Here is a 26851-nt window from a genome sequence, read left to right as displayed (position 1 = left end):
ATCGCATTCGAGGCCCGCGCGGTAAGGATGAACGTTTCGGCCCGAACCCACGATCAATGGCAGACCACCATCATGAGTTCGCGGACAACTCGTGAAAATAGCGGATCCCCGAGCCGTCTTTTCGGCTACGCGATCGATCCTGCTGCGGCAGCGGCTGGTCGCTTGCTCAGGAACGACGCTGCCGCGGCTACCGAGTCTGATGACCCTGCCAGCTCCAGCACGTCGCCCTCGCGTAGCACCAGGTCTGGCTCCGGCACCGCGTAATCGCCGCCCCCTCTGGCCAGCGCCACCACAGTCGCGCCGGTCGCGGCCTGCAAATCGAGCTCGCTTAGCGAGCGCCCGATAGCTTGCGCGTCTGGCTGCACTCTTACTGCGGTGAGCGATCCCAGACCTGGGACTTCGTGCTCGCGAACCTTTACCTTATCGTCGAGCGCCGGCTTGCCGCCAAGCGATGCCGTCAGCAGATCGACAGCCGCGAGCATCTGGCCCTGCATCAGGCGCGCGCTGCGCCAGATCACAAATGCCATCAGCACCGTGGCGATGACGATGATCGCGATACCCTCGACCGGCTCCATGAACGGCTGCACAACGACCAGCAATCCCATCATGACGCCGAGCAGAATCGTGAGCTGGAGCATTTCGATGAGCGCGCGTTCCGCATTTTCCCATTCGACCTCGAGGGTCCGGCGCTTGGCGATCGGAATCGCGCGCATCGCAAGCGCCGTCGCGAGTCGCCGCGACCCATAGTAAATTCCGGCGGCGAATGGGACGCACAGGGCGAGCGCGACGAGATCGACGCCGAGGCCCGCGTCGAAGTACGGCACGCCGATCATCTGCGCGACTCGGCCGGTGATATTCGACGGATCGAATTCGTTGTAGATGAGGAGCGCCCCGATGATTATTGCGTTGACCGCGACGATTAGAATCGGCCAGTGAATCGCGGGAAGCTTGTCGCTCGCGGCACGCGGATGTTTGATGCGTTCCATCCAGGAGTCATAGAGCGACTGCAACGCTCCGACCGGCTCCGGGAAGTGACTCGCGATGCTCTCGCCGACGGGCACCGCCGCCTTGATCATGAACGGCGTCAGAAACGTCGTGATCGCGGACACCGCTACCGCCATCGTATAGATAAAATCGCGCGTCGCGCCGAGCTGAAGTCCGACGCCGGCGATGATGAACGAGAACTCACCGATCTGCGCAAGGCTCATCCCGGCTTCGACCGACGTTTTCACTCCCGCCCCGCTCATCAGCGAAGCGAGCGTCACGCCCGAGACTTTGCCGATCAGCACGGCACTGGTGAGCACGATCAGCGCCACCCAATGCTCGGCGATCAGGTATGGGTTGATCATCATCCCGACGGAGACGAAGAACACCGCGCCAAACATGTCGCGCACCGGTGCAATCAGATGCTCGATCTGATGCACGTCCCCCGATTCAGCAACCAGCGAGCCCGCGAGAAACGCGCCCAGCGCAACCGAGTAGCCAGCATGCTCGGCGATGATCGCAAATGCGAAACAAATCCCGATGCTTGCGATTAGCGTCGTCTCGGGCCGCTGCAATTTCACGACCAGCTTGATGATCCGCGGCACGACGAGAATGCCGATTCCAATCAGCAGCACAAGGAAAATCGCAAGCCGCCCAACCGTCGCCCCCAAGTCCCGCGCCGACACCCCCGCACCCGACGCGAGCGCCGTCAGGATGGCGAGCTCGACTACGGCCGCGAGGTCTTCCATCAGCAGGACGCCGAAGACGAGGTCGCGCAGCCGTTCGGGCATCTTCAGCTCGTCGAATGCCTTCGCGACGATCGTCGTGCTCGAGATCGAAAGCAGCGCGCCGGTGAAGATACTCTCGAGCTGCGTCCAACCCAGTGCGCGACCGCATATGTAGCCGAGCCACAGCATCAGCCCGACCTGGATCAGCATGATGAAGCCCGATGTCGGCCCGAGACGCAGCAATTTGCGGATACTGAATTCCAGCCCCAGCGCGAACATCAGCAGGATCACACCGAGCTCGGAGAGCGTGTGGATTCGATCGTAATTGGCGAGCAGCGGAATCGGCAGGTACGGGCCTATGATGACGCCGGCGACGAGATAGCCGACCACGATCGGCTGCCGCATCGCCTGGAACAGCACCGTGCTGATGGCGCCGACGCAGAGCACCATCGCGAGGTCCTCAAGGAAATTACTCGTGGTTAACGTTGCGAGCATGCGACAGCCGATCGGCCATCCGGCCCGCGGCGCTAACTATCTATCAGTCTCAGCCGCCTGGCGCACGTCTGAAACTCGCGGCAGCACCTTGGTCCAAAAAAGTTCGATCGACTTCATCAGGCGATCGTGCGCCATGAGGCCGTTATACATCCACGCGAACACCCACCTGATCGGCAGCCGCTTCAGCAGATGCTCGACCTGGCGCGTCACAGTATCGACAGTGCCGACGAACGCGAGGCCGTTGCTCCACAGGTCAGCGGTCTCGCCCGTCTTCGGATCTTTCATGCCCTCCGAAAAGCCGAACGGCTCGAACCATTCGTGGCCGCAGAAGTATCCGCTGTCGTGCCAGATCGCGCGCGCCTCCTCGTCGGTATCCGCGATCACAACGTCGCGCAGCACGCCCATCCCTTCGCCGACCGGCTTGTGCGATACCTCGGCGTATACGTCGCACAGGTGCCGCTCGAGGCTCGGATGCAGCGGCGGCAGAATCGCGGTCACATCCTCCTGCGCGCACCATTTGATACTGCGCTCTGACGACGCGAACGGCTGAAAGATCGGAGGATGCGGTTTCTGCACCGGCTTGGGCACCACCGAAACGGCGCGCACGATTCCATTCTCGACGCCGCCGCCCCATTTCGTCGTCGCGTCGATATGCCACGGCGTCTCGCCGGGCGGAATCCGCCAGTAGCGGCCCTCGTAGTTGATGAAGTCCTGGGTCCACGCCTGCTTGATGATGCGAAAGTTCTCTTCGAAGGCCGCGCGGTTCGCGGCGTCGATCTCGTCATGCTGATTTGGCTGCGCGCCATGAATGCCGTGGGTCTGCTGCGCCATGATATCGACCCATCGCCGCTGGTAGCCACGCGCGAAGCCCGCGTTGGCGCGCCCGCCCGTCATGTGATCGAGCATCGCGATATCTTCTGCAACGCGAATCGGATTCTGCGACGGCAACACGATCCCGAGCTGCCCGACGCGCAGCCGCTTGGTCTGCATCGCGATGTACAAATCGAGCAGCACGGGGTTGTTCGACATCTCGAACCCTTCGACGTGAAAGTGATGCTCGGTGAAGCTGATCGAGTCGTAGCCGAGACCGTCGGCCAGCTGCGCTTGCGCGGTCAGCTCGCGCAGCATCTGATCGTAGAGCGCGCCGTTCAGTCCGACGCGGCCTTTTTCAATTTGTGATTTGTTTCCGACCGAGGGCAGATAGAAGAGCGATACTTTCATAACGAATCTCCGTGCGATACGACGCGCCGACTCTAAAACTCCCGACACCGAGTCGGCAAGCGAAATTGCGCTTTGTAGGTTCGGCACGGGCGGAGTTATACTCGCGGCGAATCTACTACCTGCGTGGTAAACGAAATGCGTCTCAAGAATAAGGTCGCGCTGATTTCCGGCGCCGGATCCGGCATCGGCGAAGCCACGGCCAAAACGTTTGCGCGCGAGGGCGCGGCGGTCGCGGTCGTCGATCTGAATGACGAAGGTGGCAACCGCGTCGTCTCCGAAATCCGCAAAGCCGGCGGCACCGCCGAATTTCATCGCGCCGATATAGGAGTCACGAGCGAGATCGAAAAGATGATCGCGTTCGCGACCAAAAAGTTCGGCCAGCTCGATATCCTGCACAACAACGCGATCTTCACCACCGTCGGCCGTATCGGCGAGCTCACGCTCGAAGGCTGGCAGAAGACTATGGACGTCGGCCTCACCGCCTACTGGTACGCGACCAGGTGCGCGCTCGACGTGATGCTGCCGCGCAAGTACGGCGCAATCGTCAATACCGCGTCGGTCTCGGGCCTCGCCGGAGACTACGGCCTCGGCGCATACAACGCGGTCAAAGCGGGCGTCGTGAATATCACCCGTGTCACCGGCATCGAGTACGCGCGCAAAGGAATCCGATGCAACGCCGTATGTCCCGGGCCGATCGGAACGCCGCCGCTGCTTCGCATGGAAGACTCGCGCCCCGACATCGTCGGCCGCATCCGCGAGGCGATTCCGATGGGCCGGCTCGGCGAGCCGCAGGAGATCGCCAACGTCGTGCTGTTCCTCGCCTCCGACGAAGCCTCGTTCGTGACGGGCGCGTTCTTCGTGGCAGACGGCGGCCTCTGGGCGCATAGCGGGATGCCGAGTCTCACGGGACAAGGCTCGGATTGGTAACGCAATAACGCAAATTTAGCGGGAGGTATCCCATGTCGCTGCAACAACTCGATTCTCTAATCCAGATGCTCAAGTCCGGGCCGCAACTCGATTCGCCCGACGTCAAACAGATACGTGCCGGTTTCGAGCAGATGGCTAACTTTCTGCCGCCCGACCCCGACGTCAAGCACGAGCCGGTGAAGGCGGGAAGCGTTCCCGCCGAATGGGTATCCGCGCCCAACGCCGACGCGTCACGCGCCATTCTTTATCTGCACGGCGGCGGATACGTCATCGGCTCGATCAACACGCATCGCGCGATGGCCGGGAAGATTTCACGCGCGGCCCAGGCCAGGGTTTTAGTAATTGATTACCGCCTCGCGCCCGAGCATCCGTTCCCCGCGCCGGTTGAGGATTCGGTGACGGCGTACAAATGGCTCCTCGATCAGAAAATCGCCCCGGCGAAAATCGCGATCGGCGGCGACTCCGCGGGCGGCGGCCTCACGGTCGCAACGCTCGTTGCGATTCGCGATCAGAAGCTGCCCACGCCCGGCGCGGGCGTATGCCTCTCGCCGTGGATCGATATGGAAGGGATCGGCGATTCGATGACGTCGAAGGCCGGCGAAGATCCGATGGTGCAGAAGCAGGGCCTGATCCAGATGGCCAAGTGGTATCTCGGCGCCAAGGATCCCCGCACTCCCCTGGCCGCGCCGCTCTACGCCGATCTCGCGGGACTGCCGCCGCTGCTGATCCAGGTCGGCACCGCGGAGACTCTGCTCGACGATTCGACGCGCCTGGCAGAGCGCGCCCGCAAGGCCGGGGTGAAGGTCACCTACGATCCGTATGAGAAGATGATCCACGTCTTTCAGCTCTTCGCGCCGATGCTCGACGAGGGCAAGGATGCGATCGAAAAAATCGGCGCCTTCGTGCGCGCCAACACAAAATGACCCAACGATCCGAACAAAGCTCTGGCGCGCGGGCGCGGTCTTCGGGCCGCGCCCGCGGCGCTTCTGTGACGGTGAGAGTCCGTGAATTTTCGGTGCGGTCGTTCTTTGTGTCATCCCGAGAATTTGTGAAGAAAATGGCTTTTCAATCGTTTTGATTGTTTGGCTGCCATCCAATTCTGTCATCCCGAGCGACGTCGAGGGATGACACAAAGGGACGACACAAAAATGAAGCGCACGCGGACTGATTCACAGACTCTCAGCATGACGCAACGCATCGATAGTCTCGATTGGGCGCGTATCGAGAGCGACCTCGATTCCAAGGGCTATGCACTAGCAGGACGCGTGCTCGAACCCACCGAATGCGAGACGCTCGCCGCGATGTACCCGGAGCGCGAGCGCTTTCGCAATCGAATCGTGATGGAACGTCTGCGCTACGGCGTCGGCGAATACAAATACTTCGCACGCCCGCTACCGGAGATCATCGAGACGGCGCGCACCGCGCTTTACGGACATCTGGTGCCGCTCGCAAATCGATGGGCGGAGTTGCTCGGCGACGATACGCAATACCCGGCAACGCTCGCGTGCTACCTGGAGCTATGCCACGAGCAAGGACAGGAGCGGCCGACGCCTCTCCTCCTGCGCTACCAGGCGGGCGGCTACAACTGCCTGCATCAGGATCTCTACGGCGAACTCGCGTTCCCGCTCCAGTTCACCTGTGCACTCAGCCGTCGCGGCCGCGACTTCGAAGGCGGAGAGCTGCTGCTAGTCGAGCAGCGCCCGCGCGCACAATCACGCGGCGAAGCGATCGCGCTCGACCAAGGCGAGGCGATCATCTTTCCAAATCGCTATCGCCCCGTAGCAGGCACGCGCGGCCACCATCGCGTCGCAGTCCGCCACGGCGTCAGCACGATCCGGACCGGCGAACGCTTCGCCCTCGGCATAATCTTCCACGACGCGAAGTAAGGTCAGATCCAGCGCCGCACGCGCGCCCGATACTCAATGTAGGGAGCGCCAAACTTCCCATCGAGATAGCGCTCCTCGCGCGCAATCACGCCATAGCGAATCAGCAGAAGCACCGGGACGAGCAGAACGAAGCTCCAGACACTCGCCGCCCCGATCGCGAGTCCCGAGTAGATCAGGATCATCGAGCAATAAATCGGATTGCGCGAGTAGGAATAGAGGCCCGTCGTGACGACCGCTTTGGCAGGCAGCGGAGTCGGCACGTTCGTGCCGGCGGCGCCAAACTGCCGAATCGCAAGCGTCATCGTCGTGACTCCGATCGCAACAAGTATCAACGCAGGGACCAACCGCAACCCGCCACCAAAAAGCTGCGCAGCGCCGACTGCGGGCCATACCCGATCGAGTACGAGCCCAATCACAAGAAAGCCAAGAAAGATGCGAGGCGGCCGCGCAATCACACCGGGATTGTCCTGCATCTGAGTAGTCACATCAGAACAATCAGCAAACCGCATGCCTCGCGGTTCATCCGGCGCCCTCGGTCACTGGACGCGCTCGCTCTTTCCTTTCCCGCATCGGGAAGGGAAGTCTGTGCCGCCGGCTTTTCGCTTGAGGTTAATGCCGCGGGCGAGCGGGCGTTCCGAAAGGCACTGTGTAGCCTATGCCGAAGGAGGCGAGACTATCAGAATTATGTCAGCGCGCAGAGTGACGAAATACCAAGAAGAAGCCTGCTTCCAGCAGGACTTGTAAAGGGCTTTGCCTATTGACGCAGAGCGAAATCCGGCGCGCTGCCATTGCTAACCCCGATGAGAACGGCGAGGCCGGTGTGAATGATCCCGGCGACTCAGGAATGAGTCGAGGGCGGCAACGGGGTCGAGAAAGGTAGCCCCGACAGTGCTTGCTGGAGCTCGCTGAGGAATTTTCGCGCTTCTTCTCGCCCGTTGGGGAGTCGGTCGGCTCGATCACAGCGCCACGCCGCCACCATCGCAAGCATCAGGATCCGGCATTCGCGGAGCAGTTCGAGGTGAGCGCTCGCGTATAGAGCACTCACCTCGTCCGGCACGTAAGCGAGGTCGAACTCGACTGGCCCGCGACAACATGTCTCGAGGTCTAGGAACAGCGGCCCTTTCTTCGTCCTGAGCAGGTTGCCCGAGTGTGGCTCGCCGTGCAGCAGTTGCTCTGGTGCGCCGCGGTCGCCGATCGCCTGCCTCATGGTTCGTAGAGTGTTGCTGAGAAGCTCACGGTCCTCGTCAACGAGGTCCGGAGTCTGCTCACGGTTTCCGACCAGCCGCTGGGCGTCGGCGATTCGATCCGTGAAGTGCGGGGTACCGATATCGATCGGCTGCATGCAGGTATGCAGCCGTTCGAGCGCATGCGCGTAGTCGGCTGGAGTGAACTTTGGGAACCGCACGGGTTCGTAGTAGGTCCACAGCGTGACGACGAACCCGCCACGCACGTAGGCACCCGGCTCGACCCGAGGTTCAAGCGCAGCTATCGGGCTCCCGGTTTCCGCGAGCCGTTGGGCAAGCTCGACTTCGAACTCCGCCCATCGCCTGATGCGCTTCTTCGCGACCCGAGCAATAGTGTCGCACGGTAGCAGGCGCACGGTGACCTTGTTTGAGTCGTGAAGCACGATCGCGTCATTAGCCTTCAGGCCAAGCGCCGTAGCTACGCCCATCGCTGCGGCGACCGCGTCACGTGAGATTTTTGGTTGCATTGCCATTCGGGATCATATTCTGCGGCAATCTTGTAGATGGCGCACTCAAGCATTCACTTCGAGAAATCAGTCCGTCAATGGCCGCTGGACGCGGTTGCTCGGGTCCCCCTTCCCGTGCGGGTAGGGGTTAGGTCGTTTGCCTGGTGGGTGGGTTCTTCACGCGCGTGAGCAAGCAGAAATCAACCTAACCCTCCTTCCCTTCTCGCACGGGAAGGGAAGTTTGAGCGCCAGGGTTTGTTTTTGAAGTTGCGCCGATCTCGTGGACACTAAGGTTAAGCAGCCGACGACCTGGTGCAAGCACTGATTAGAAGAAAGCTTAGCGGTGTCTATTTACTAACGACTCCTATGATGAGAAACGCGAAAGCTATCGTGAGGAGCACAACACGCCAGCGGTGCAGCAGGTCCCATCTGCGCCGAAAAGTCTTCCAATCAGCAGGTGGAGTGACCTTTGCCCAGGATGCAATTCGATTGTTGATCGGCACCAGAGCGGCGATCGAATAGACGCTCGCCAACGCCCACAAAATGGCCGACGTGGTGATCCGTATCGGTAGGCTATCTGAGATGTGCCATCGGATCAGGACCTCAGCTGAAGTAAGCAGGAATACAAGGATGTACCAAAACGGCATGAATCTCCCGAGTACGCGAGCCAGGGCGCTTGCCGCGGGCAGATGGACATCATCTGGAAGCCGATCAAGAGTCGGATGAACAAAAAGGGCGATCGCCAGTTCATCCCCTACCATCAGTCCCGCTACGATGATCGCAATCACATTCAAGACTTCCATCACGAGGACCTCTAACACCTACAGACTGAGAGTTAGGGTTGAAATTGCCCGATCAGGTGGACACTCGTATTAAGCAGTCGTGGCCTTTTGACTTCGTTCGAATTCATCGGGCAGATGTAGCCGAGGGCGGAATGACGCCGGCGCGTCGCGATTCTAGGTCGAACGAAGTTCGTACTTTGTGAGCGGCAGCAGCGTTGCCCATGAGGCCATCGCGATCACGAATGCGCTTGCAATCGCGATTCGGTAACTGCCGGTTTCGTCGACGACCCAGCCCGCGAGCGGCGGGCCGACCAGCGCGCCGAAGGCGCCGCTCGTGTAGAGCGCGCCCATCACGGACCCGAGGCGCTGCGTGCCGAACAGATGCGCCAGCACTGCGGGCGACAGCGCGACGAAGCCGCCGTAGCCCGCGCCCATCACGAGCGCGAATACTACGAGCCAGGTGTACGATGCGGCGCCCAGCCAAATCAGATAGCTGAGGCCCAACACTAGAAAACTCGCCTGGTAGAGGCGGATCACGCCGGCGCGATCGGCGAGCGCGCCGAGTCCGAGGCGGCCTGCCACGCTCGCGCCGCCGATCGTTCCGACCAGGGCGGCGGCCGCAACTTCGCTCGCGCCGTGATCGTGAGCGTAAGCCGGCAGATAAACGAACGGCACGAAGAGCACCATCGAATTCAGAACCTGCGCGCCGTACAGCAAGCGGAAGGCCGGCGTGCGAATCGCCTCGCCGAGATTTACTTTCGACGGCGTGACGTGAACCGGCGGCCGCTCCGCGACGTAGGCGCAGCCGGCGAGGATCAAAACCGAGACGATGGCGAGCACGACGTAGCTCATCCGCCATCCGAAGTGCGCCACCAGCCATGCGGCCGACGGCGCGCCGCATACCGTGCCGAAGCCGATTCCCGCAACCGCGATTCCGAGCGCCGTGTTGCGCCGATTGAGGAACCATCCTCCGACCACCGCGACCATCGGCACGTAGGCGCACGCGACTCCGAGTCCGACGCCGAGACCATAAGTGATATAGCCGAGCCACAATTCGTGAATCGCCGCGGTGCAGAGCAGTCCCACGCCCATCAGGATCGCGCCCGCGCCCACGACGATACGCGGGCCGAAGCGGTCGCTCAGATGGCCCGTCACCGTGCCGAGCATCGACCAGATACAGACCGTGATTGAGAAAACGATCGCGGTGCGGCTGCGTCCCGCACCGAACTCCGCCGCCATCGGCTTGAAGAACGCGCCAAAGCTGTAGGCGATCGCATACGTGGCGAACATCGCCAGGAACGCGGCGGCGACCATCCGCCACGCGCGCGGCGAGTCGAACAGCTCGAACCGCGGCAGCGCCTGCACGCGATCGTCGCCCGCCGCAGATAAATCCGAATCGAGTCGCATCCGGATTGCAAACTCGCCGACCGCCGCGTTCGATGCAAGCGCTGGCGAATCCGCGCGACTGGTCGCAAGAGTACGCGTCTGCCACGATGCGTCGGGTTCTGCGGCCGATGCTTTTGCTGAGAAAAATGACGACGCGAATTCCGCGGGCAGCGCTCTACATCCTGATCGCGACGTCGCTTGCGGCCTGCGGCGCGCGCAACAAGCCGGCTGGCGATACGATGCCAAAGACCTGCAATATCGATACGGCGAAAATTTGCGCCGAGGTGAGCAAGACGCTTGTGATGACCCCTGTGATGCAGGCGCAGGAGCGGCTGACGCGCAACGTTTACGCGCCGGTCACAGTTCCCGAAAACGGCGCGAGCTTCACGATTCGATGCCAGATCGACGTCGAGAGCAAGGCGGTGCTCGGTTCCTCGGTCCTGAGCGACGCGGACATGACCGAGAGCGCGGCAGAATACTTCCGCTCGAAAGGATATTGCGCAGCCGCAAAATGAGATTGCCGGTGAGAATTTCGATCGTCGCTCTGTCAATTTTGATCGCCTTGACATGCGTCGCATGCGGCCCGACGGCCGATATATCCGAGGAGCCGGTGGCGTCCAACGGATGCGCGATCGACGGGGCGAGAATCTGCCACGACATGCGGCATACTTTCGCCTCGACGCCCGGCCAGAACGTGATCCGGGAGCTCATCGTGCCGATTCGGATGCCGATGGGCGAGCCGAACATCGACGTGCACTGCGGTATCAACACCGGCGATCAATCGATCACCTACGTTCGCATCGCCCAGCCCTCGAACCTGACCTTCAACGACCAGATCTACCTGCGCTCCAACGGCTACTGCTCGTAGCCGCTCACTTCGGGTCAGGGCTTGGATCGCCGGGCGATCATCTGGTAACAGATTGACTGTTTAATATTGACGGTATGCCATAGAGGGGGTGCGCCCGTTGAAAAGTCGCAAGCTTGTCTCGCTCGTAATGCTGATTTCGTTATCGCTCGTCGTGGGATGCAGCGTCGGCGGCAACCAGACAGAAACAAGTCTCGCCGCGAAAGGCTGCAAGATTGACGCGGCACGGATATGCGGCGAAGTCCGGCATGGCACGGTGACGATGAACGGCATGGATGCCGACCAACGGATGCAAGAGCAGAACCAGCCGATGACCGAAGACGTATCCGTACCGATCGACATGCCGAACGGCGCTCCCGACATCACGGTTCACTGCGGAATCAATACAAAGTTTCAGTCGGTGACTTACGCGAGCGTGGCGCGCGGTCCGGCGATCTCCGATGACGGTGTTGCCTTTCTGCGCTCCAAGGGCTTGTGCTCCGAGCCTGTCAGCCAGTGAAAGTCGTCCGCCTCGTTGTAGCGCTCGCGATCGCCGCGATGCTCGCCGCTCCCGCGCGCGCGGCGGATCCCAATGCCGGCGTGGCCGATTTCATCGCGAGCGGGCACGCGCGATCCAACTACTATCGCGCGATGGCAAAGCTGCCGCCGCTCCGGCTTGATCCCGGACTCAGCAACGGCGCCGCCCTTCATGCGCGCTATCTGGTTGCGAACGGAATCATGGGCGGCTCATTCACGCTAAAAGACAAGCGGATATCGGTCAACGCACCCAAGCCGCAGCCCAAGGGGAACAAGGATGATAATGAAGAGAGCCCGCCGCTCGCGCCGTGGCTGACGGAGGATAAGGGCAAGCCTTTCTATACTGATGCCGGCGCATCGGCAGCGTATTACGCAGTTGTGCTCAGTGCGAAGAGACTCGATATCACCGGAACCGAGTACATGGATCAGTTGGTGGCGATGCCGATCACTTCAATAGTCGGCGTGCTGAGTCCGCAGCTCGAGCGGATCGGCGTCGGGGGATATTGCACCGATTCGCAATGTGCCGTCGTCATCACGGCGCGCGTCGGCCTCGAGAAAGCGCGTTTCCTTCAGCTCTACGAGGGCGAGCAGCATGACAGGATGTGGAACGCTGACGAAGGGCCGCTGCCCTTCGCGATAGAGCACCTGAAGTCGCCGGTCGAGTTCCCGCCCGATGGCTCGACCGTCAGTCTCAGCGCCTACGATGGAACCGACTGGCCCAACGCGATCAAAGCCTGCCCCGATTATTCCGCGCCGACTGGATTCGGAATCTCGCTTCAGCTCGGCCAGGGCAACGGTCCGAGCGGCTCGGTCGAGGTGACCGATCACTCGCTGTCACTAAATGGAACCGAAGTCGAAAGCTGCGTCGTTACCGCGAAATCGTTCTCGGGCGATAGCGAAGGCGACGCGACCGCGCGCCGTGTCCTGTCGCGATGGGGCGCGGCGCTCGTCATTGCGCGCCAACCGCTCAAGCCGGGCCGTTACCAGGTTTCGATCAGTGCCGACTCGAAGCCGTATTCGTGGTCGTTCACGGTCGGGCAATAAAAGACGACGCAATAGCTACTTGGTTTTTCGCGGGCGGGCTGTGGAGCGAGGACCGGCGCCTTCGAGAAATAACTCCGAGACCATCCGTCCGATCGCGTTATCCGACAACGGATGGATTTCCTTGCCGCTCATCAGCTCCTGCGAGAGCAGGAAGAACCACAGCATCCCAATCAGACACTGTGCCATGGCGAGCGGGTCGGCGCGCCGCAGCTCGCCGCGCTTCATCCATTTCGCGAGATAGTCGGCGACGAGGCGATAGGCGCGGAGCCCGACTTCCTCGTTGAAGAGCCGCGCCCGCTTGGCGTTGCTGTGAATCTCGCGCACGACGACGCGCGCCAGCTCCTTGCGATCGGCGAAGCGGCGCCAGATCTGCGCAACGAGTTTCGGAATACCGGCGGGCGGCGGCAGCTCGCGAATCGATTCCATGATCTGCGGCAGATCGGGCAGCAACGTGAAGCGTCCGAGCAGCTTGCGCAAGAGCTCTTCCTTGGTCGGGAAATATAAATAGAGGCTGCCCTTGGCGAGATGGGCGTCGGCGGCGACCTCGTCCATCGTGGTCTCGGCGAAGCCTTTCTCGGCGAAGATGCGCAGCGCCGCCTCCAGGATCTGATCGCGGCGAGCTTCCGCGTATTCCTCGCGGTGCGCAGCGGCTACTCTCGGCATGCCCTTGATAATAACCGACCAGTCAGTCATCATTCAAGGAGGAGCGGCGCGGTGGCGCCCTCTGTCCGATCGGAGTTGCCCGCGTAAGTCGTCTGCTTCATGGCCACTGCGGTATCATCACCCCCTCGCGCGCCTGGCGCTGAGGGCGACGCGCGGCCCGCGCCCAGGCCCGAACTCGAAAGCGCCGGCTCGCACAAGTGGCTGGTCGCGATCGCCGTCATGCTCGGCGCGACGCTCGAAGTGCTCGACACTTCGATCGTCAACGTATGCCTGCCGCACATGCAGGGCACGTTCTCCGCCAGCACCGACGAGGTCACCTGGATCCTGACCAGTTACATCGTCGCCAACGGAATCATGATTCCGCTGACGGGATGGATCTCCGCGCGCTTCGGCCGCAAGCGCTACTTTCTGGTTTCCGTGCTCGTGTTCGTGGTCGCGTCGGGTCTCTGCGGCGCGGCCGGCTCGCTTACACAGATTGTCATCTTTCGGCTGATCCAGGGGGCGGCCGGCGCCGCGATGATTCCCTCGTCGCAGGCGATCCTGATGGAGACGTTTCCGCCTGCCGAGCAGGGACTTGCAATGGCGACATGGGGCGTCGGCCTGATGGTCGCGCCGGTGCTGGGCCCGACGCTCGGCGGATGGATCACCGACAACTGGAACTGGCGCTGGAATTTCTACATCAACCTGCCGACCGGAATTCTCGCGGCGATCATGGTTTACATCTTCGTGCACGATCCCGCGTACCTGAAAGCCTCACGCGCCAAGGCGCGCCGCATCGACTATCTCGGCATTGCGTACCTGGCACTCGGCCTCGGCCTCCTGCAGATCGTGCTCGATCGTGGACAGCGCGCCGACTGGTTCGCGTCGGCATGGGTATGCGTCTTTACGGCGGCGGCGGTGATCGCGCTCGTGCTCCTCGTCTTCCACGAGATTCGCTTCCCCGAGCCGATCCTCGATCTCAGCATCCTCAAGATCCCGATGTTCGACGTCTCGGTCATGATCATCATGGCGATGGTGCTGGTGCTTTACGGCTCGAACCTGCTGAACCCGTTGTTCTTTCAGGATTTGCTTGGCTACTCGGCGTGGAAGGCGGGCCTGGCGGTGGTGCCGCGCGGCGTCGGCACCCTGATCTCGATGTTGCTGATAGGTCAGCTCTCCCGACGCGCTGTCGATACGCGGCCTCTGGTCGGCGTTGGATTCGCGATCGTCGCGATCGGCTTGTGGCAGATGGGGCACTGGACGCTCAGCGTTGGGATGCACAACGTGCTGGTGCCGATTTTCATTTCCGGTCTCGGCAGCGGCCTGATTTTCCCCACGATGTCCGCGGCCACGCTCTCGTGCGTCGAGCGCGAGCGGATGGGCTACGCGGCGAGCCTCTACAACATGATGCGCAACACCGGTTCTGCGATCGGAATTTCGCTCGTCACCAATATGCTCAACAGCCGCCAGCAGGTTCATCAGTCGTACCTTACCGAGCACTTCACGATTTTCGACGCGTGGCGGCTCGACCGCACCGCAGCGGCTGCACCCGGCGCGCCGCATCTCGGACTAATCCAGGGACTTGCTACGAGTCAGCATCAGGGCTTCGGCATGGTTTACAACACGATCCAGACGCAGGCGACGCTGATGTCCTACAACGACATCTATCGCATGATGGCGATACTCGCGGCGGTATTCGTGCCCGCGTTTCTACTGCTGCGAAGATTCCGCCCGGCTGGCGGCGCCGCCGCCCACTGACCACCTCACATCACGAAGCATCTTGTGCGGCGCGCGCGCAACGGTAGATTGGGCGTGGACTCGCTCATCTACCGGGAGGCGTGAATGAAAACACTGACGCTGATTCTCCGCTTGCTGCTGGGACTGGTATTCACGATATTCGGCCTCAACGGCTTTTTTCATTTCATCCCGAACATGCCGATGCCTGCCGCGGCAGGTGCGTTCCTCGGTGCGCTCGCGGCGACCGGCTACGTGCTGCCGCTGATGTTCGCGGCACAGGTAATCGGCGGCTTACTTCTCCTGATCGGATTCGCGGTTCCATTTGCCCTCACCGTGTTAGCGCCGGTCGTCATCAACATCTTTTTCTTCCACGCGAACCTCGCGCCCGGCGGATTGCCGATCGCGATCGTCGTATGCCTCATCGAACTGTTCCTCGCGTGGAGCTATCGCTCAGCGTTCGCCAGCCTGTTCGCGTGATTGATCGCTTGGCGCGGCGATGCACCCAGGCATCGTCGCGAGGCGAGGTCGAACCACTCGAAGCCGGGCAGCCGCGCAATCGTCGAGTCGATCAGTGCGAGGCGGCCAGGACCACGCGCATCGCTGAATAAAGTGCGGCATACGTGGCGCATGTCGGAATCGCCGCGCACGGGGCTCCCGACCGGACTCCAGAATCGCCGCACCGCAAACGAGGTCAGGAGTTGCGCTGCGCGATCCTTGAGCCGGATTCGCGCCTGGTTGAAGTAGAAGGAAAAGTGACGGCGCTCGTCCTTGATGATTCGCGACAGCACCGTCGTCAACAGCGGATGCCGCGCGCGGTCGGCAAGCGCCTGGTAGCCGGTGAGCGTTGACAATTCGTTGATTGCGCCCCATGTCATGTGGATTGCAGGGAAATGCCGCGTGAGCCGCGACACGATTCGCGCGACTTTCTGCTCGAGGTGGTCGGCCGCCCTGCGCTGGCGGAGCTCAACGAAGCGCTGCTCGTCGATACTCGCCCCCTGGCTCTCGAGCAGCTTTGCGATCGTGCGCGAATGAAAAAATTCTTCATAGCCCCAGCACGACAGGAAAGCCGTGATCGCAGGGTCCTCGATGACCTGCGTCGAGAGCATCTCGCGCATGTAGACAATCGTGTGCAACTCGATGTCCATCATGTAACCGAGACAGAAGAGCGAATCGTCGTCGAGCCGCGGCCCGGGCGCGGACCAATCGAACAGTTCCGGACGCGTAGCGCCCGCAACTCGCAAATATTTATCAAGGTCGAAGCGTTCGCGATTCTCGACAACAGACAGGTTGTTCATGCCGAAGATACGAGCGCGCCAACCGCATGGATTGCTCAGCTTCCCTTCAGATACATCTCGCCGGTCGGCTTGCTCACGCCGTCTGCGGGTTCGAGCGTGACCGCCGTCGCGATCACGTGCTCGCCGGGCGGAGGAAGCTCGGCCTTGGCAACCACGCCGCCATCCGCCGCGGTGCCGAACAATCCCGCGGCAATGGGACCGCTCTCCTTGGTGATCCACCACAGCTCATAGGTCTTGCCCGACGGAGGCGACGGCAGGCCGCTGACTTGGATCATCGCGGCGTGGTTCGCAGCGCTGACCGCAACGATCGCCCGCGCATCGTGCGGCGCGGCTTTGAGCGGCGCGAGCCGCGTCAGCTGGAGATCGGGTTGCGTGAGGACCTTCTGGAGGCGCTGACGCTCGTCGAGCACGCGGCGAAAAATCGCGACCTCACCATGGGTCATGGAGAGGTCTGAGTGCAGGTTCGTGATCTCCTGGTTGAGCGATGCCAACTCCTGCGAGCGCTGCTGAGCGATGCTGCCGAGACGCGCCGATGTCACGAATGCGTAGATCGAGGCTGCCGCCGCAACGCCGGTCATCACCAGCGCTGCCGGACGCCATAACGTCGCGCGTCGCACGGCAGCCTGCCGGTTGCTGATCGGCGAAGCGGAGCGAACAGGATTCAGGCGCGCCTCGAGGCGATTCCATATGCGATCTTCGACCGCGGGCGCTTCCAGAGCCGTTGCGAGAGCGGCGGCGGTCTCGCGAAACTCGCGCAACTCGGCGCTGCACTCAGCGCATTCGCCAAGATGCTCGTCCAGTAGGCGCTGCTCATCGGCATCGAGCCGATCGAGCGCGGCCAGCGGCAGCAGATTTTTTATTTCCTCGTGCTCCACCGCTAATTGCCTCGGCCATGCGCAAGCGCCATGCGCATCTTGATCATCGCGCTCCGGATTCGAGTCTTCACCGTACCCAAGGGAATTCCGAGCTTCGTCGCGATCTCGGATTGCGACAGATCCGAATAGTACGCCATTTCGAGCGCGGTCTTCTCGTTGGACTCAAGTTGCGCGAGTGCAGCGCGCACAACAACGGCACGTTCCGCCAGATCGATATCGTCGCGAGGATCGGTGGTCTCCGCGGCGATATCGTTCGCCTCGGGTCGAAACTCGCGCGACTTGTTCGCGCGCAGGCGATCGATCGCGCGGCTGCGTCCGAGCGTGACGAGCCACACTGAAACGGAACCGCGTGCCGGATCGAACGTGCCCGCGCTGCGCCATGCCTGCCACAGCGCATCGGCGCCGATTTCCTCGGCGTCGGCGTCGTTGCCAACGATACGCCGCGCGAGCGCCACGAGCACCCTGCTGTAGCGCGCGCTGAGCGCCTTGAGCGCGTCAGCATCGCCACGCGCCATCGCGGCAACCAGCTCGCGGTCGGTCGGCTCAGGTTTTTGTCCGTTGGCCACTTCACCCAATCGAGATACGCGCGAAGAACGTTAACAGATTGGTATGAAGCCTGTTGCCCCGTAACTCAATAGCTCATCAACGAGGCGCGAGCGCCGCGAGTGCGTGAGTATCGGGCAGGATCGTCCGCTCCAGCGACGCGCCCTCCGACGGCACGGCGGTAATGCAGACATGTGTCGCGCCAGCGGCGTAGTGAGCATCGACGCGTTTGCGAATCGTATCCTCGTCGCCCCATGCGATCAGGCCATCGACCAGGCGATCGCTGCCGCCGTTTGCGAAATCCGCGTCGCCAAATCCCATCGTCCTGAAGCTCGCGAGATAGTTCGGCAGCGTCAGGTAGAACGCGAGCACCTTGCGCGCGGCGCTGCGAGCCTTCGCGGTATCTCGTTCGAGCAGCGCCACCTGCTGAACGCAAATCCATTTGTCTGCGCCGAGCGACTGGCGCATCTGTGCGGTTTTTTCCGGCGTGATGTAAACCGGGAAGGTGCCGTGAGTTTCCGCGGCCGCGAGCGCGAGCATCTTCGGCATCAGTGCGGCAATGACGATCGGCGGGTCGGACTTCGCGCGCGGTGCCGAGTAGGGAGCGGCCTTCATCCGCGCCAGGTAATCGCGCATGTAATCGACGGGCTTGGCGTATTTGATCCCGAGCTGCGCCATCATCGGACCGTGACTGACACCAACGCCAAGTATGAATCGATCAGGGTAAAGCTCGGTAAGAGTGCGTGCGGCGCCGATCATTGCGATCGGCTCGCGCTTCCAGACGTTCGCGATACCGGTGCCGACGACAATCTTCTCCGTGACGCTCAGGAGATGCGCCGCGAGCGCGAAGGGATCGCGGCCGAACGCCTCAGGAAACCAGAATGAGCTGTATCCAAGCCGCTCGACCTCGCGCACATACGCGGTGAGCTGAGCCCCGGTCATCGAATCAGTAAGCGCAAAAGCCCCCGCCGTTTTCAGATTCATCGATGTATTCCTCATCCCTCGGCGTCGTCCTTATCTATCGACTCGCAGTTAACCTCCGAATCTCGGGCAGGACTTCGCGGTTGAATAGCTGATCGTTGAGTGCGACGTGGAAGCATTCGATGCCCAGGTCGTGGAACTCGAGCATCCGTTCGACGATCGTTTGCGGGCGGCCTATAAGCCTGCTGGCGTAGCCTTCGTTGGTGTCGAGATGGGTCAGCGGATCGGCGTGCGAGCTCCACATTCCTTGCGCGCCGCCGGTGCGGGCTTTGCGCTGCTCGATGGTTTTGGGATCGATTGAGCTCAGCATCGCCGCGATGTCGCGGTCGGCGGCCGCATCGGTCTCGCGGCAGAGCGGGATCGCATAGAGGCCGAAGCGGACGCGGCGCGCGCGTTTTTCCGCTCGCGCACGAACGTCCCTGATAATCGCGCCGATCTTTTCGGGTGGCCCGCCGTTGAGAAACATCCAGTCAGAATGCGATGCGGCCATGTCGCGCGCGGTCTCGGACTGTCCGCCCTGCCATACCTCGAGCGCATCCGTTGACGGGCGCGGCTCGAGCCTGAGATTCGCAACGCGATAGTAGCGGCCCTCGTAGCTGAAATCGTCGCGCGACCACGCGCCGCGCAGGATGTCGATGAACTCGCGCGAGCGCACGTAGCGCTCGTCATGCTCGACCAGCTCGGCGCCGTACATCCCGAACTCGGCTTCGTGCCATCCAGAGGTCACGTTGATCGCCCATCGCCCGCCTGTGAGGCGGTCGATCGTTGCGCCCCACTTCGCAATCGGCGCGGGCATGAAGAATCCCGGATGAATCGCCGTAATCAACTTGATGCGTTGCGTGCGCGCCGCGTAGAAGGCGGTCATCGCGATACAATCATACGAAGATCCCTCGATTTCCTGCCCTGTGCCCCACCATCGTTGCGCCACGAGCAGGTAGTCGATTCCGAGCTGCTCCGCGGCGAGAACGGGCTTGAGCAGGAAGTTCTGCAGAGCGTCACCGCTCAGTTCCGGGATGAGCGGCTTCGCGCGCTCCCTCGCCAGATGCGTCAGCTTGGGCACACTCAGCGTGGTGGGAGCCCATGTGCAGGTGAGTATTTGATTGGCCATGATGCTTCGCCCCGCTTCGCGCATTCTATAACATGATGCGGGGCCAGAAGCGCACGCGCCCGAGCGAAAGGAGAATCTCATGCCGCACTGGTACGAAGACAATTCGCGATCGATCGGGCATACGCCGCTGGTGCGGCTCAACCGCGTTATCGATGGCGCACCGGCCACGGTGCTCGGCAAAGTCGAAGGGCGAAATCCCGCCTATTCCGTCAAATGCCGCATCGGCGCAGCGATGGTCTGGGATGCCGAGAAGCGCGGTCTGCTCGGACCGGGAAAAGAACTCGTCGAGCCGACCAGCGGCAACACCGGTATCGCGCTCTCGTTTGTCGCGGCGGCGCGGAAGATTCCACTCACGCTCACGATGCCCGAGACGATGAGCCTCGAGCGCCGCAAGTTGCTCCTCGCGTATGGCGCCAAGCTGGTGCTGACCGAAGGCGCGAAGGGGATGAGCGGCGCAATCGGCAAGGCTGAGGAGATCGTCGCATCCGATCCGAGCCGCTACATCCTGCTCCAGCAATTCAAAAATCCGGCGAATCCCGCGATTCACGAGGCAACGACCGGACCCGAAATCTGGAACGACACCGAAGGCGCGATCGACATTTTCGTTTCTGGCGTCGGCACCGGCGGCACAATCACCGGCGTCTCGCGTTACATCAAAAATACCCAGGGCAAGAAGATCGTCTCGGTCGCCGTCGAGCCGACCGCCAGCCCGGTACTGACACAGTTCCGCGCGGGCCAGCCGCTCAAGCCCGCGGGCCACAAGATTCAGGGAATCGGCGCGGGCTTCGTGCCCGACATTCTCGACATGTCGCTGGTCGATGAGATCGAGCAGGTCACGAACGAAGAAGCGATCGAATACGCGCGGCGCCTGACGCACGAAGAAGGCATCCTGTCTGGAATCTCATGCGGCGCCGCCGTCGCAGTCGCGGCGAGGATCGCGAAACGGCCCGCCAGCGCAGGCAAAACGATCGTGGTCGTGCTGCCGGATTCCGGCGAGCGATACCTCAGCACCGCGCTCTTCGACTAAAGCTGCCGGCGCTTCATTCGCGCGCGATTCTCTACGATACTGAGGGGATAGCCGCCTGCGTTGCGGCTTTCTCGATCCGGAGTGTTGATTTGAGCAGCGACAAACGCTCGCCGCACGGCGAAGCCATCACTTTATCCAGCGCGACCGAAGTAGAATTGTCGAAGGTCGAGCACCTCAAGCGCGCCAGCGACGGACTTTTCTACGTCAGGGCACCCGACGGCAGCCGCCACACTTTCCACTCCGAAATCGAGGCGATGAGCGCGCGCGAGGCCGAGACGATCAGCGAGCAGGCCAAGGAGCTGTCCAAGCACTTCGGCATCTACAAGCAGCGCATCCGCAACGAGAGCGGCAAGAAGACCGGCGACTTCGTTTTCATGGTGCGGCTCAAGAATCCCGCCGGCGGCGAGCTCACGCGCGAGCAATGGCTCGCGCTCGATGACGCTGCGGGGCGATACGGCGACGGCAGCCTGCGCCTGACCGCGCGCCAAGGCATCCAGTTTCATCATGTGCGCGGCGCGAATCTGGCCGCGATCATCCGCCATCTCAACGGCAAGTATCGCGACAGTGGCTATAAGTTAACGACACTCGGCGCTTGCGGCGACGTCAATCGCAACACGGTCGCGAGCCCGATCGACGATCTCGACGCCGAACTACCCCTCAATTCACGGACGATCGCGCACGAAGTTGCGCGCGAGCTGGCGCCGCGCACGTCATCCTACTACCGCGTCTTCCTGACTGACGAAGTTGGCACCCAGATCGCACCGCTCGACGCCGAGGAGCCGATTTATGGGCCACATTATCTGCCGCGCAAGTTCAAAATCGGTTTCGCGCATCCGCGCGACAACAGTATCGATCTGCTGACGCAGGATCTCGGGTTCATGCCGGTTATGAAGGGGCGCGAGATCATCGGCTACGACGTTTACAGCGGCGGCGGGATGGGCATGACGCACAACAATCCCGCGACAATGCCGCTGCTGGCGCTCCATCTCGGCCGCGTTCGTCGCGAGCAGATCCTCGACACGGTGCGCGCGATCGTGATCATGCAACGCGACAATGGCGAGCGAAAGAATCGCCGTGCGGCGCGCTGGAAGTACACGATGCGCCGGCTCGGCGTCGAGCAGGTGAAATCCGCGATGCGCCAGCATTTCAATATCGCGCTCGAAGACGCCGCGCCCGTGCCACTGCCGCCGGTGCGCGATCTCCTCGGATGGTATCCCGAGGCGGGCAATCGCGATCTGTTCTATGTCGGCGTGCACGTTCCGAGTGGCCGCCTGAAAGACGAGAGCGCGCGGTATCGCCAAGGCATCCGCGAAATCATCGAAGCGATTGATGGCGTTGGAGTGCGCGTGACTCCCAACCAGGATCTACTTCTCACGCATATTCCGGCCGCGCAGCGCGAATTCGTCCAGCGCGCGCTCGCCGACAATCGCATCGCATTCGGCGATCAGGTCGCGCCAATCGAGAAACTCGCGATGGCCTGTCCGGCCAAGCCGACTTGCGGTCTCGCGATGACGCATGCCGAGAGCGCGCTGCCGAGCTACCTGCGCGAGCTTGAAGGCGCCGGCCTTCGCAACGTTGATGTTCTGATTCGGATGGCAGGATGTCCGAACTCGTGCTCGCGTCCAACTACCGCCGAGATTGGAATCATCGGTTACGGCAAAAATGACTACGTCCTTTATGTCGGCGGCGCGCGCAATGGCAGCCGCCTGGCTCGCGTCCTTTATCCGCGCCTTGCCGAGAAGCAACTCATCGCCGCGCTGAAGGGCCTCACGCGCGGAATTCGCGATCGCAATCCCGAACGCCTGCCGGCGGGAGATTTTCTGCATCGGATGGAAGACGCCGCGCTCAAGGCATTGCCCGAGATGCCGGCGGAGTGAGGAAATCCGCGATGCCGCACACTGCTGACGTCAAAAAGATCCGCGGCTATCACGCTCACATCTACTACGACAAAAAGTCACGTCCGATAGCGGAGCGCATCCGGCGCGCCCTGCCCCGCCGCTTCGATGTTGAGTTGGGAAGATGGCGCGAGGAGCCGGTCGGGCCGCATCCGCAGTCGATGTACCAGGTGAAGTTCGCGCCGCAGGAATTTCCGCGGCTGGTGCCGTGGCTGATGCTGAATCGCGGCGGCCTCGCGATCCTCGTTCATCCTGAGACCGGCGACGATTACACCGATCACGCTTTCAACGCGCTGTGGCTCGGAGAGAAGCTGAAACTTCGCCTTGGAATTTTCGAGAGAAAAACGAAGAACTCACCACGAAGGGCACAAAGACACTAAGGAGTGAGTTCTTTGTTTTATGTCTTTGTACCGAGATTTTTCTCTCAAGATCGGCGCGGGTTCTCGAGCGAAAGCGAAATAACTCCCCGGACCCATCGCGCGTGGCGCTTGTCGCTCGGCACGACTAACCGCAGCGGCCCCTCGCGTGAATCGAGGCTCTTGCCATTGCGCCGATCGGCGACGATCACATCGAGATCGCCGATTCCCGGATCGAGATCGGCGAGCGCGAACGCGACCCGGTAGCCATCGAAGCCGCGCGCGATCACGCACAGCGTCAGCTTCGCGCCCTTGAGCTCTTTGCCGAGCGGCGCTCCGGCGCGCCGCAGCAATTCGATAACCGAAACGCCGTCGTAAGTGGCTGACGCGCCGGCTTCGTCGGTAACGCTCACGCTATGGCGCGGCAGAGCTGCGAGCTCGCCCGCGCCTAGTTCCAGACGATTCGGGACCGCGCCATCGATTTGAAGCGCGACGGCCGGCGAGGTCTGTGCATCTGCGCAGCGCGTCGCGAGGAGCACCGCGGCGACGATCATGAGCATCGCCGCGCGGATCACGCGCTGCCACTTCAACCCGTCGTTCACTTCTCGATCATTACCTCGGTCGCTTTGATGACGGCGGTGACCTTGTCGCCCTTCTTGAGGCCCATCTCTTCGGCGCTCCGTTTGGTGATCACGCCCTCGACGATGTTGTCGCCGACCTTGACGGTGACGAGTGCCGTCACTGTGCCGAGCAGAACTTCGGTGACTTCGCCCTTGAGATGATTGCGCGCGCTCAGTGCCATAGTCGTTTCCTCTCCCGGTGCTCTAAGCCAGAATCGTTGTCACTGCGCTTGGATGATGGCATAGCATTGAGGTGATGCAAGCCTCGACTCAAGTCGTAACGAAACCCAAAATAGCAACGATCTGTCTAGCTGTCGCCCTGCTTCTGCTGACGCCTGGTCAGAGCCCGCGCGCCGATGCCGGCGAAATCACCATCGCGGCGGCGGCCGACCTGACGTTCGTATTCAAGGATCTCGGCGCGCGCTTCCAGAAGGACACCGGCAACAAGGTGAAGATCGCGTACGGCTCGTCGGGCAATTTCTTTTCGCAGATCAAAAACGGTGCGCCATTCGATATGTTCTTCTCCGCCGACGTGGCCTTTCCTGAGAAGCTTCAGGCTGCGGGTCTGACCGAGCCAGGCACGCTCTACGAATATGCGACCGGCAAACTCGTGATCTGGGTGCCGACGAATTCCAAGCTCGATCTGAGCAAGGGGCTGAAGGCGCTGCTCGATCCATCGATCTCAAAAATCGCCATCGCCAATCCCGTGCACGCGCCATATGGAGCCGCCGCCGTCGCGGCGCTCAAGCATGATGGCCTCTACGATCAGGTGAAGAGCAAATTCGTATTGGGCGAGAATATCTCGCAGACTGCGCAGTTCGTCGAGTCCGGCAACGCCGATGTCGGAATCCTGGCGCTGTCGCTCGCGCTCGCTCCGGCAATGAAGGACAGGGGGCGCTTTGTCGAAGTCCCGACCAGCGACTATCCGCCCATCGTCCAGGCCGTCGTCATCATCAAGGCCGCGCGTAACAAGGAGTTAGCGAAGCAGTTCCTGCAATATCTCAAGAGCCCGGGTACCGTCGCGCTCATGAGCCAGTACGGTTTCATCCCGCCGGCCGGGGCCGCGGGCGCCTCGAACTGACATGATCGAGTGGGGTGCGATATTCCTGACACTGAAGCTCGCGGTCGTCGTATGCAGCGTGCTGCTCCTGATCGGGATGCCGATCGCGACGTGGCTCAGCTTCTCGCGCTGGCGCCTCAAGTTCCTGGTCGAGTCGGTTGTCGCGCTGCCTCTGGTGCTGCCGCCCACGGTACTGGGCTTCTACGTGCTGGTAGCGCTCGGCTCGACGAGTCCGATCGGCCGATGGTATCGCGAGTTCACCGGCCATGGCCTCGCGTTCACGTTTGAGGGCCTCGCGATCGCGTCGGTAATCTACAGCCTGCCGTTCGCAGTTCAGCCAATGGTCGCCGGGTTCTCGCAGGTGGATCCGACGCTGATCAACGCCTCGGCGATCCTGGGTGCATCGCGCCTGAAGACATTTTTCCGTATCGTGCTGCCGCTTTCGATAAGCGGCGTCGTGACCGGCGTGGTGTTGAGTTTCGCGCACACGCTGGGCGAGTTCGGCGTCGTGCTGATGGTGGGCGGCAACATCCCCGGAATCACCAAGACCGTGTCGATTGCGATCTATGACAACGTGCAGGCGTTGCACTATGCCGCGGCGAATCAGATGGCGCTGCTGCTGATGGCGTTCTCGTTCATCACGTTGTCAATCACCTACGCCGTGAACCGCAGGGTCTGGGCCGTATGGCCGCTGCATCGCTAGACGCCGCAAAGGGTACTATCCTGCGCGACGTGTCCGCCGAGAAAATTGTGCCGCGATCTGGATCAACGCTCCGCGCGCGAATCGTTCGCAACGCTGCGAGCGGTTTTGCGCTCGATGCGGATTTCGAAATTCCGGCCGGCTTCACGATGCTGCTGGGGCCGTCAGGCGGCGGCAAAACTACGATCCTCAATTGCATCGCAGGCCTGGTGCGTCCCGACGCGGGCCGTATCGAGCTGGATTCGCGACTCTTCTTCGATTCGGCGTCGGGCGTCGATCTGCCGGTTGCCGAGCGCCGTGTCGGCTATCTCTTTCAGACGCTCGCGCTCTTTCCGCATCTGACGATCGAGCAGAACGTCGCCTATGGAATCGCAAAACTGCCAGCGGCAGAGAGGCGGGCGCGGATCGACGCCACGCTCAGCTCGTTTCGCATCACGCATCTGCTGAAAAGTAAGCCTGGCGAAATTTCCGGCGGTGAGCGCCAGCGCGCGGCGCTCGCGCGCTCGCTCGTCACTGATCCAACGATCATGCTCTTCGACGAACCGCTGACCGCGCTCGACAATGCGACGAAATCCGACATCATCAACGATTTGCGCAAATGGAACGCCGAGCATCGCATCCCGATTCTTTACGTCACCCATTCTCCCGACGAGGCATTCGCGCTGGGCGAGCGCGTCGTCGTGATTCAGGCGGGCCGGGTGATCGCGCGCGGAATGCCGCACGAAGTGCTGAGCGCGCCGCGTCACGAAACGATTGCGCAAATCGTCGGATTCGAGAACGTGTTCGACGCCGTCGTGCTGGCGCATGACGAGCGGCAGGGAACGATGCTGTGCCGGCTCGGCAGCGACGGGCGCGAACTCGAGGTGCCGCTGACGCGCGACGCGATCGGAGCGCCGGTGCGCATCGCGATCCGCGCCGGCGACATCATCATCAGCGCCGAGCGGCCGCATGGACTCAGCGCGCGTAACTCATTCAAAGGCCGCGTCATCGAAGTTCGGCACGAAGGCGTTCGCGTCGTCGTGATAGTTGAGGCTGGCGTGCGATTCGAGATTCACGTCACGCCGAGTGCGTGCGACGAGCTCGGCCTCGAGGGGGGCAAGCCGGTGTGGCTCGTGATCAAGAGCTATTCGTGCAATCTGGTGGCAACTGGCGACGGCGGGTCGTAAGTGCGAGGCTCGAATCGAGCCCGGGTCGCTTCGATGCTCGCCTTCGTTGCGATCGCATGGCTGGTTGCGAACACTGTTGCGGAGAGACGGAGTTTTGCGGAAATGAACTCACCTGAAATCGCGCTTCCCGGACTCGAATGGTTCAACGTGAAGGCGCCCTTCACGATCGCGAGCCTGCGCGGCCGCGTGGTGATTCTCGACTTCTGGACCGAGGGCTGCATCAACTGCATCCAGATCATTCCGACACTGCGGCGCATCGAGGAAAAGTATCCCGACCAGGTCGTCGTGATCGGAGTTCACTCACCGAAGTTCGCCAACGAGA

At 62.0% G+C, this 26851-nt stretch carries 30 protein-coding genes; 16 read left to right on the top strand and 14 right to left on the bottom strand.

The features are described 5' to 3' along the window. Positions 1-125: 125 nt before the first annotated feature. Positions 126-2207: a cation:proton antiporter gene (locus VMA09_24210; GenBank protein HUA36731.1), complete on the bottom strand. Its 2082-nt coding sequence runs from the start codon at positions 2205-2207 to the stop codon at positions 126-128. A 36-nt stretch (positions 2208-2243) separates the two neighbouring features. After that, the gene (locus VMA09_24205; GenBank protein HUA36730.1) at positions 2244-3428 is read right to left on the bottom strand and encodes an LLM class flavin-dependent oxidoreductase; all 1185 of its coding nucleotides are present in this window, start codon (positions 3426-3428) and stop codon (positions 2244-2246) included. A 135-nt stretch (positions 3429-3563) separates the two neighbouring features. On the opposite strand from VMA09_24205, the gene VMA09_24200 reads away from it, so the two are divergent. The 3 genes from VMA09_24200 to VMA09_24190 all read left to right on the top strand — a co-directional run bounded on the left by VMA09_24200 (position 3564) and on the right by VMA09_24190 (position 6241). Further along, positions 3564-4355 carry a glucose 1-dehydrogenase gene (locus VMA09_24200; GenBank protein ID HUA36729.1) on the top strand — a complete coding sequence of 264 codons (792 nt, stop codon included), beginning with the start codon at positions 3564-3566 and terminating at the stop codon, positions 4353-4355. A 32-nt stretch (positions 4356-4387) separates the two neighbouring features. Beyond that, positions 4388-5278 (top strand): alpha/beta hydrolase, encoded by an 891-nt coding sequence (locus tag VMA09_24195; GenBank protein HUA36728.1) that lies wholly within the window; start codon positions 4388-4390, stop codon positions 5276-5278. Between the two features lie 225 nt (positions 5279-5503). Next, positions 5504-6241: a 2OG-Fe(II) oxygenase gene (locus VMA09_24190; protein ID HUA36727.1), complete on the top strand. Its 738-nt coding sequence runs from the start codon at positions 5504-5506 to the stop codon at positions 6239-6241. Between the two features lie 2 nt (positions 6242-6243). On the opposite strand, the gene VMA09_24185 is transcribed toward VMA09_24190, so the two are convergent. From VMA09_24185 to VMA09_24170, 4 genes are all read right to left on the bottom strand, one after another. Next, positions 6244-6714 (bottom strand): isoprenylcysteine carboxylmethyltransferase family protein, encoded by a 471-nt coding sequence (locus VMA09_24185; GenBank protein HUA36726.1) that lies wholly within the window; start codon positions 6712-6714, stop codon positions 6244-6246. 365 nt (positions 6715-7079) lie between these two features. Continuing rightward, positions 7080-7958, bottom strand: a complete 879-nt coding sequence (locus tag VMA09_24180; protein HUA36725.1) for an aminoglycoside phosphotransferase family protein — start codon at positions 7956-7958, stop codon at positions 7080-7082. Between the two features lie 320 nt (positions 7959-8278). Then, complete coding sequence (locus tag VMA09_24175; protein HUA36724.1) at positions 8279-8734, bottom strand: DUF1772 domain-containing protein; 456 nt, start codon at positions 8732-8734, stop codon at positions 8279-8281. 153 nt (positions 8735-8887) lie between these two features. After that, positions 8888-10120 (bottom strand): MCT family MFS transporter, encoded by a 1233-nt coding sequence (locus tag VMA09_24170; protein ID HUA36723.1) that lies wholly within the window; start codon positions 10118-10120, stop codon positions 8888-8890. Between the two features lie 32 nt (positions 10121-10152). Here VMA09_24170 and VMA09_24165 point away from each other — a divergent pair, with 32 nt between their 5' ends. From VMA09_24165 to VMA09_24150, 4 genes are all read left to right on the top strand, one after another. Continuing rightward, positions 10153-10614 (top strand): hypothetical protein, encoded by a 462-nt coding sequence (locus tag VMA09_24165; GenBank protein HUA36722.1) that lies wholly within the window; start codon positions 10153-10155, stop codon positions 10612-10614. Between the two features lie 8 nt (positions 10615-10622). Further along, on the top strand, positions 10623-10967 hold the full coding sequence (locus VMA09_24160; GenBank protein ID HUA36721.1) for a hypothetical protein: 345 nt from the start codon (positions 10623-10625) through the stop codon (positions 10965-10967). Between the two features lie 97 nt (positions 10968-11064). After that, a complete protein-coding gene (locus VMA09_24155; protein ID HUA36720.1) occupies positions 11065-11463 on the top strand; it encodes a hypothetical protein in 399 nt (132 codons plus the stop codon). Continuing rightward, positions 11460-12524, top strand: a complete 1065-nt coding sequence (locus VMA09_24150) for a CAP domain-containing protein (protein ID HUA36719.1) — start codon at positions 11460-11462, stop codon at positions 12522-12524. Before VMA09_24155 ends, VMA09_24150 begins: the two co-directional genes overlap by 4 nt. Positions 12525-12539: 15 nt before the next feature. Here VMA09_24150 and VMA09_24145 read toward each other — a convergent pair whose 3' ends face one another. Then, on the bottom strand, positions 12540-13187 hold the full coding sequence (locus tag VMA09_24145) for a TetR/AcrR family transcriptional regulator (GenBank protein ID HUA36718.1): 648 nt from the start codon (positions 13185-13187) through the stop codon (positions 12540-12542). A gap of 99 nt (positions 13188-13286) precedes the next feature. Between VMA09_24145 and VMA09_24140 the strand changes: the two genes are divergently transcribed. Together VMA09_24140 and VMA09_24135 are read left to right on the top strand one after the other, a co-directional pair. Next, the gene (locus VMA09_24140; GenBank protein HUA36717.1) at positions 13287-14924 is read left to right on the top strand and encodes a DHA2 family efflux MFS transporter permease subunit; all 1638 of its coding nucleotides are present in this window, start codon (positions 13287-13289) and stop codon (positions 14922-14924) included. A gap of 84 nt (positions 14925-15008) precedes the next feature. Next, on the top strand, positions 15009-15380 hold the full coding sequence (locus VMA09_24135; protein ID HUA36716.1) for a DoxX family membrane protein: 372 nt from the start codon (positions 15009-15011) through the stop codon (positions 15378-15380). On the opposite strand, the gene VMA09_24130 is transcribed toward VMA09_24135, so the two are convergent. The 5 genes from VMA09_24130 to VMA09_24110 form a co-directional block, all read right to left on the bottom strand. Then, the gene (locus tag VMA09_24130) at positions 15347-16198 is read right to left on the bottom strand and encodes a hypothetical protein (protein ID HUA36715.1); all 852 of its coding nucleotides are present in this window, start codon (positions 16196-16198) and stop codon (positions 15347-15349) included. The two genes, VMA09_24135 and VMA09_24130, sit on opposite strands and share 34 nt — an antisense overlap. 35 nt (positions 16199-16233) lie before the next feature. Continuing rightward, positions 16234-17073, bottom strand: a complete 840-nt coding sequence (locus VMA09_24125) for an anti-sigma factor (protein HUA36714.1) — start codon at positions 17071-17073, stop codon at positions 16234-16236. A gap of 2 nt (positions 17074-17075) precedes the next feature. Then, on the bottom strand, positions 17076-17639 hold the full coding sequence (locus VMA09_24120; GenBank protein ID HUA36713.1) for a sigma-70 family RNA polymerase sigma factor: 564 nt from the start codon (positions 17637-17639) through the stop codon (positions 17076-17078). A 76-nt stretch (positions 17640-17715) separates the two neighbouring features. After that, entirely contained in the window at positions 17716-18600 is an 885-nt protein-coding gene (locus VMA09_24115; GenBank protein HUA36712.1) for a TIGR03620 family F420-dependent LLM class oxidoreductase, read from the bottom strand. Between the two features lie 34 nt (positions 18601-18634). Then, positions 18635-19705, bottom strand: coding sequence for an LLM class flavin-dependent oxidoreductase (locus VMA09_24110; protein HUA36711.1), 1071 nt, complete (start codon positions 19703-19705; stop codon positions 18635-18637). A gap of 79 nt (positions 19706-19784) precedes the next feature. Here VMA09_24110 and cysK point away from each other — a divergent pair, with 79 nt between their 5' ends. From cysK to VMA09_24095, 3 genes are all read left to right on the top strand, one after another. Continuing rightward, positions 19785-20732, top strand: coding sequence for a cysteine synthase A (gene cysK / locus VMA09_24105; GenBank protein ID HUA36710.1), 948 nt, complete (start codon positions 19785-19787; stop codon positions 20730-20732). Positions 20733-20821: 89 nt separating this feature from the next. Continuing rightward, on the top strand, positions 20822-22609 hold the full coding sequence (locus VMA09_24100; GenBank protein ID HUA36709.1) for an NADPH-dependent assimilatory sulfite reductase hemoprotein subunit: 1788 nt from the start codon (positions 20822-20824) through the stop codon (positions 22607-22609). Between the two features lie 11 nt (positions 22610-22620). Continuing rightward, positions 22621-23007, top strand: a complete 387-nt coding sequence (locus tag VMA09_24095; GenBank protein HUA36708.1) for a DOPA 4,5-dioxygenase family protein — start codon at positions 22621-22623, stop codon at positions 23005-23007. Positions 23008-23051: 44 nt separating this feature from the next. Here VMA09_24095 and VMA09_24090 read toward each other — a convergent pair whose 3' ends face one another. Beyond that, entirely contained in the window at positions 23052-23585 is a 534-nt protein-coding gene (locus VMA09_24090; protein HUA36707.1) for a molybdopterin-dependent oxidoreductase, read from the bottom strand. Beyond that, on the bottom strand, positions 23582-23785 hold the full coding sequence (locus tag VMA09_24085) for a TOBE domain-containing protein (protein ID HUA36706.1): 204 nt from the start codon (positions 23783-23785) through the stop codon (positions 23582-23584). The genes VMA09_24090 and VMA09_24085 overlap by 4 nt, the downstream gene beginning before the upstream one ends. 74 nt (positions 23786-23859) lie before the next feature. Between VMA09_24085 and modA the strand changes: the two genes are divergently transcribed. The 4 genes from modA to VMA09_24065 form a co-directional block, all read left to right on the top strand. Beyond that, positions 23860-24684, top strand: a complete 825-nt coding sequence (modA, locus tag VMA09_24080) for a molybdate ABC transporter substrate-binding protein (GenBank protein HUA36705.1) — start codon at positions 23860-23862, stop codon at positions 24682-24684. A 1-nt stretch (position 24685) separates the two neighbouring features. Further along, positions 24686-25366, top strand: coding sequence for a molybdate ABC transporter permease subunit (modB, locus tag VMA09_24075; GenBank protein HUA36704.1), 681 nt, complete (start codon positions 24686-24688; stop codon positions 25364-25366). Further along, on the top strand, positions 25348-26529 hold the full coding sequence (gene modC / locus VMA09_24070) for a molybdenum ABC transporter ATP-binding protein (protein HUA36703.1): 1182 nt from the start codon (positions 25348-25350) through the stop codon (positions 26527-26529). The genes modB and modC overlap by 19 nt, the downstream gene beginning before the upstream one ends. A gap of 102 nt (positions 26530-26631) precedes the next feature. Continuing rightward, a partial coding sequence (locus VMA09_24065) for a thioredoxin-like domain-containing protein (protein ID HUA36702.1) occupies positions 26632-26851 on the top strand: 220 nt, incomplete at its 3' end.

The organism is Candidatus Binataceae bacterium (assembly GCA_035508495.1).
Taxonomy (GTDB): domain Bacteria; phylum Desulfobacterota; class Binatia; order Binatales; family Binataceae; genus JASHPB01.
Note: the sequence above shows the minus strand (reverse complement) of the source record. Positions and strands in the feature narration are given on the sequence as shown.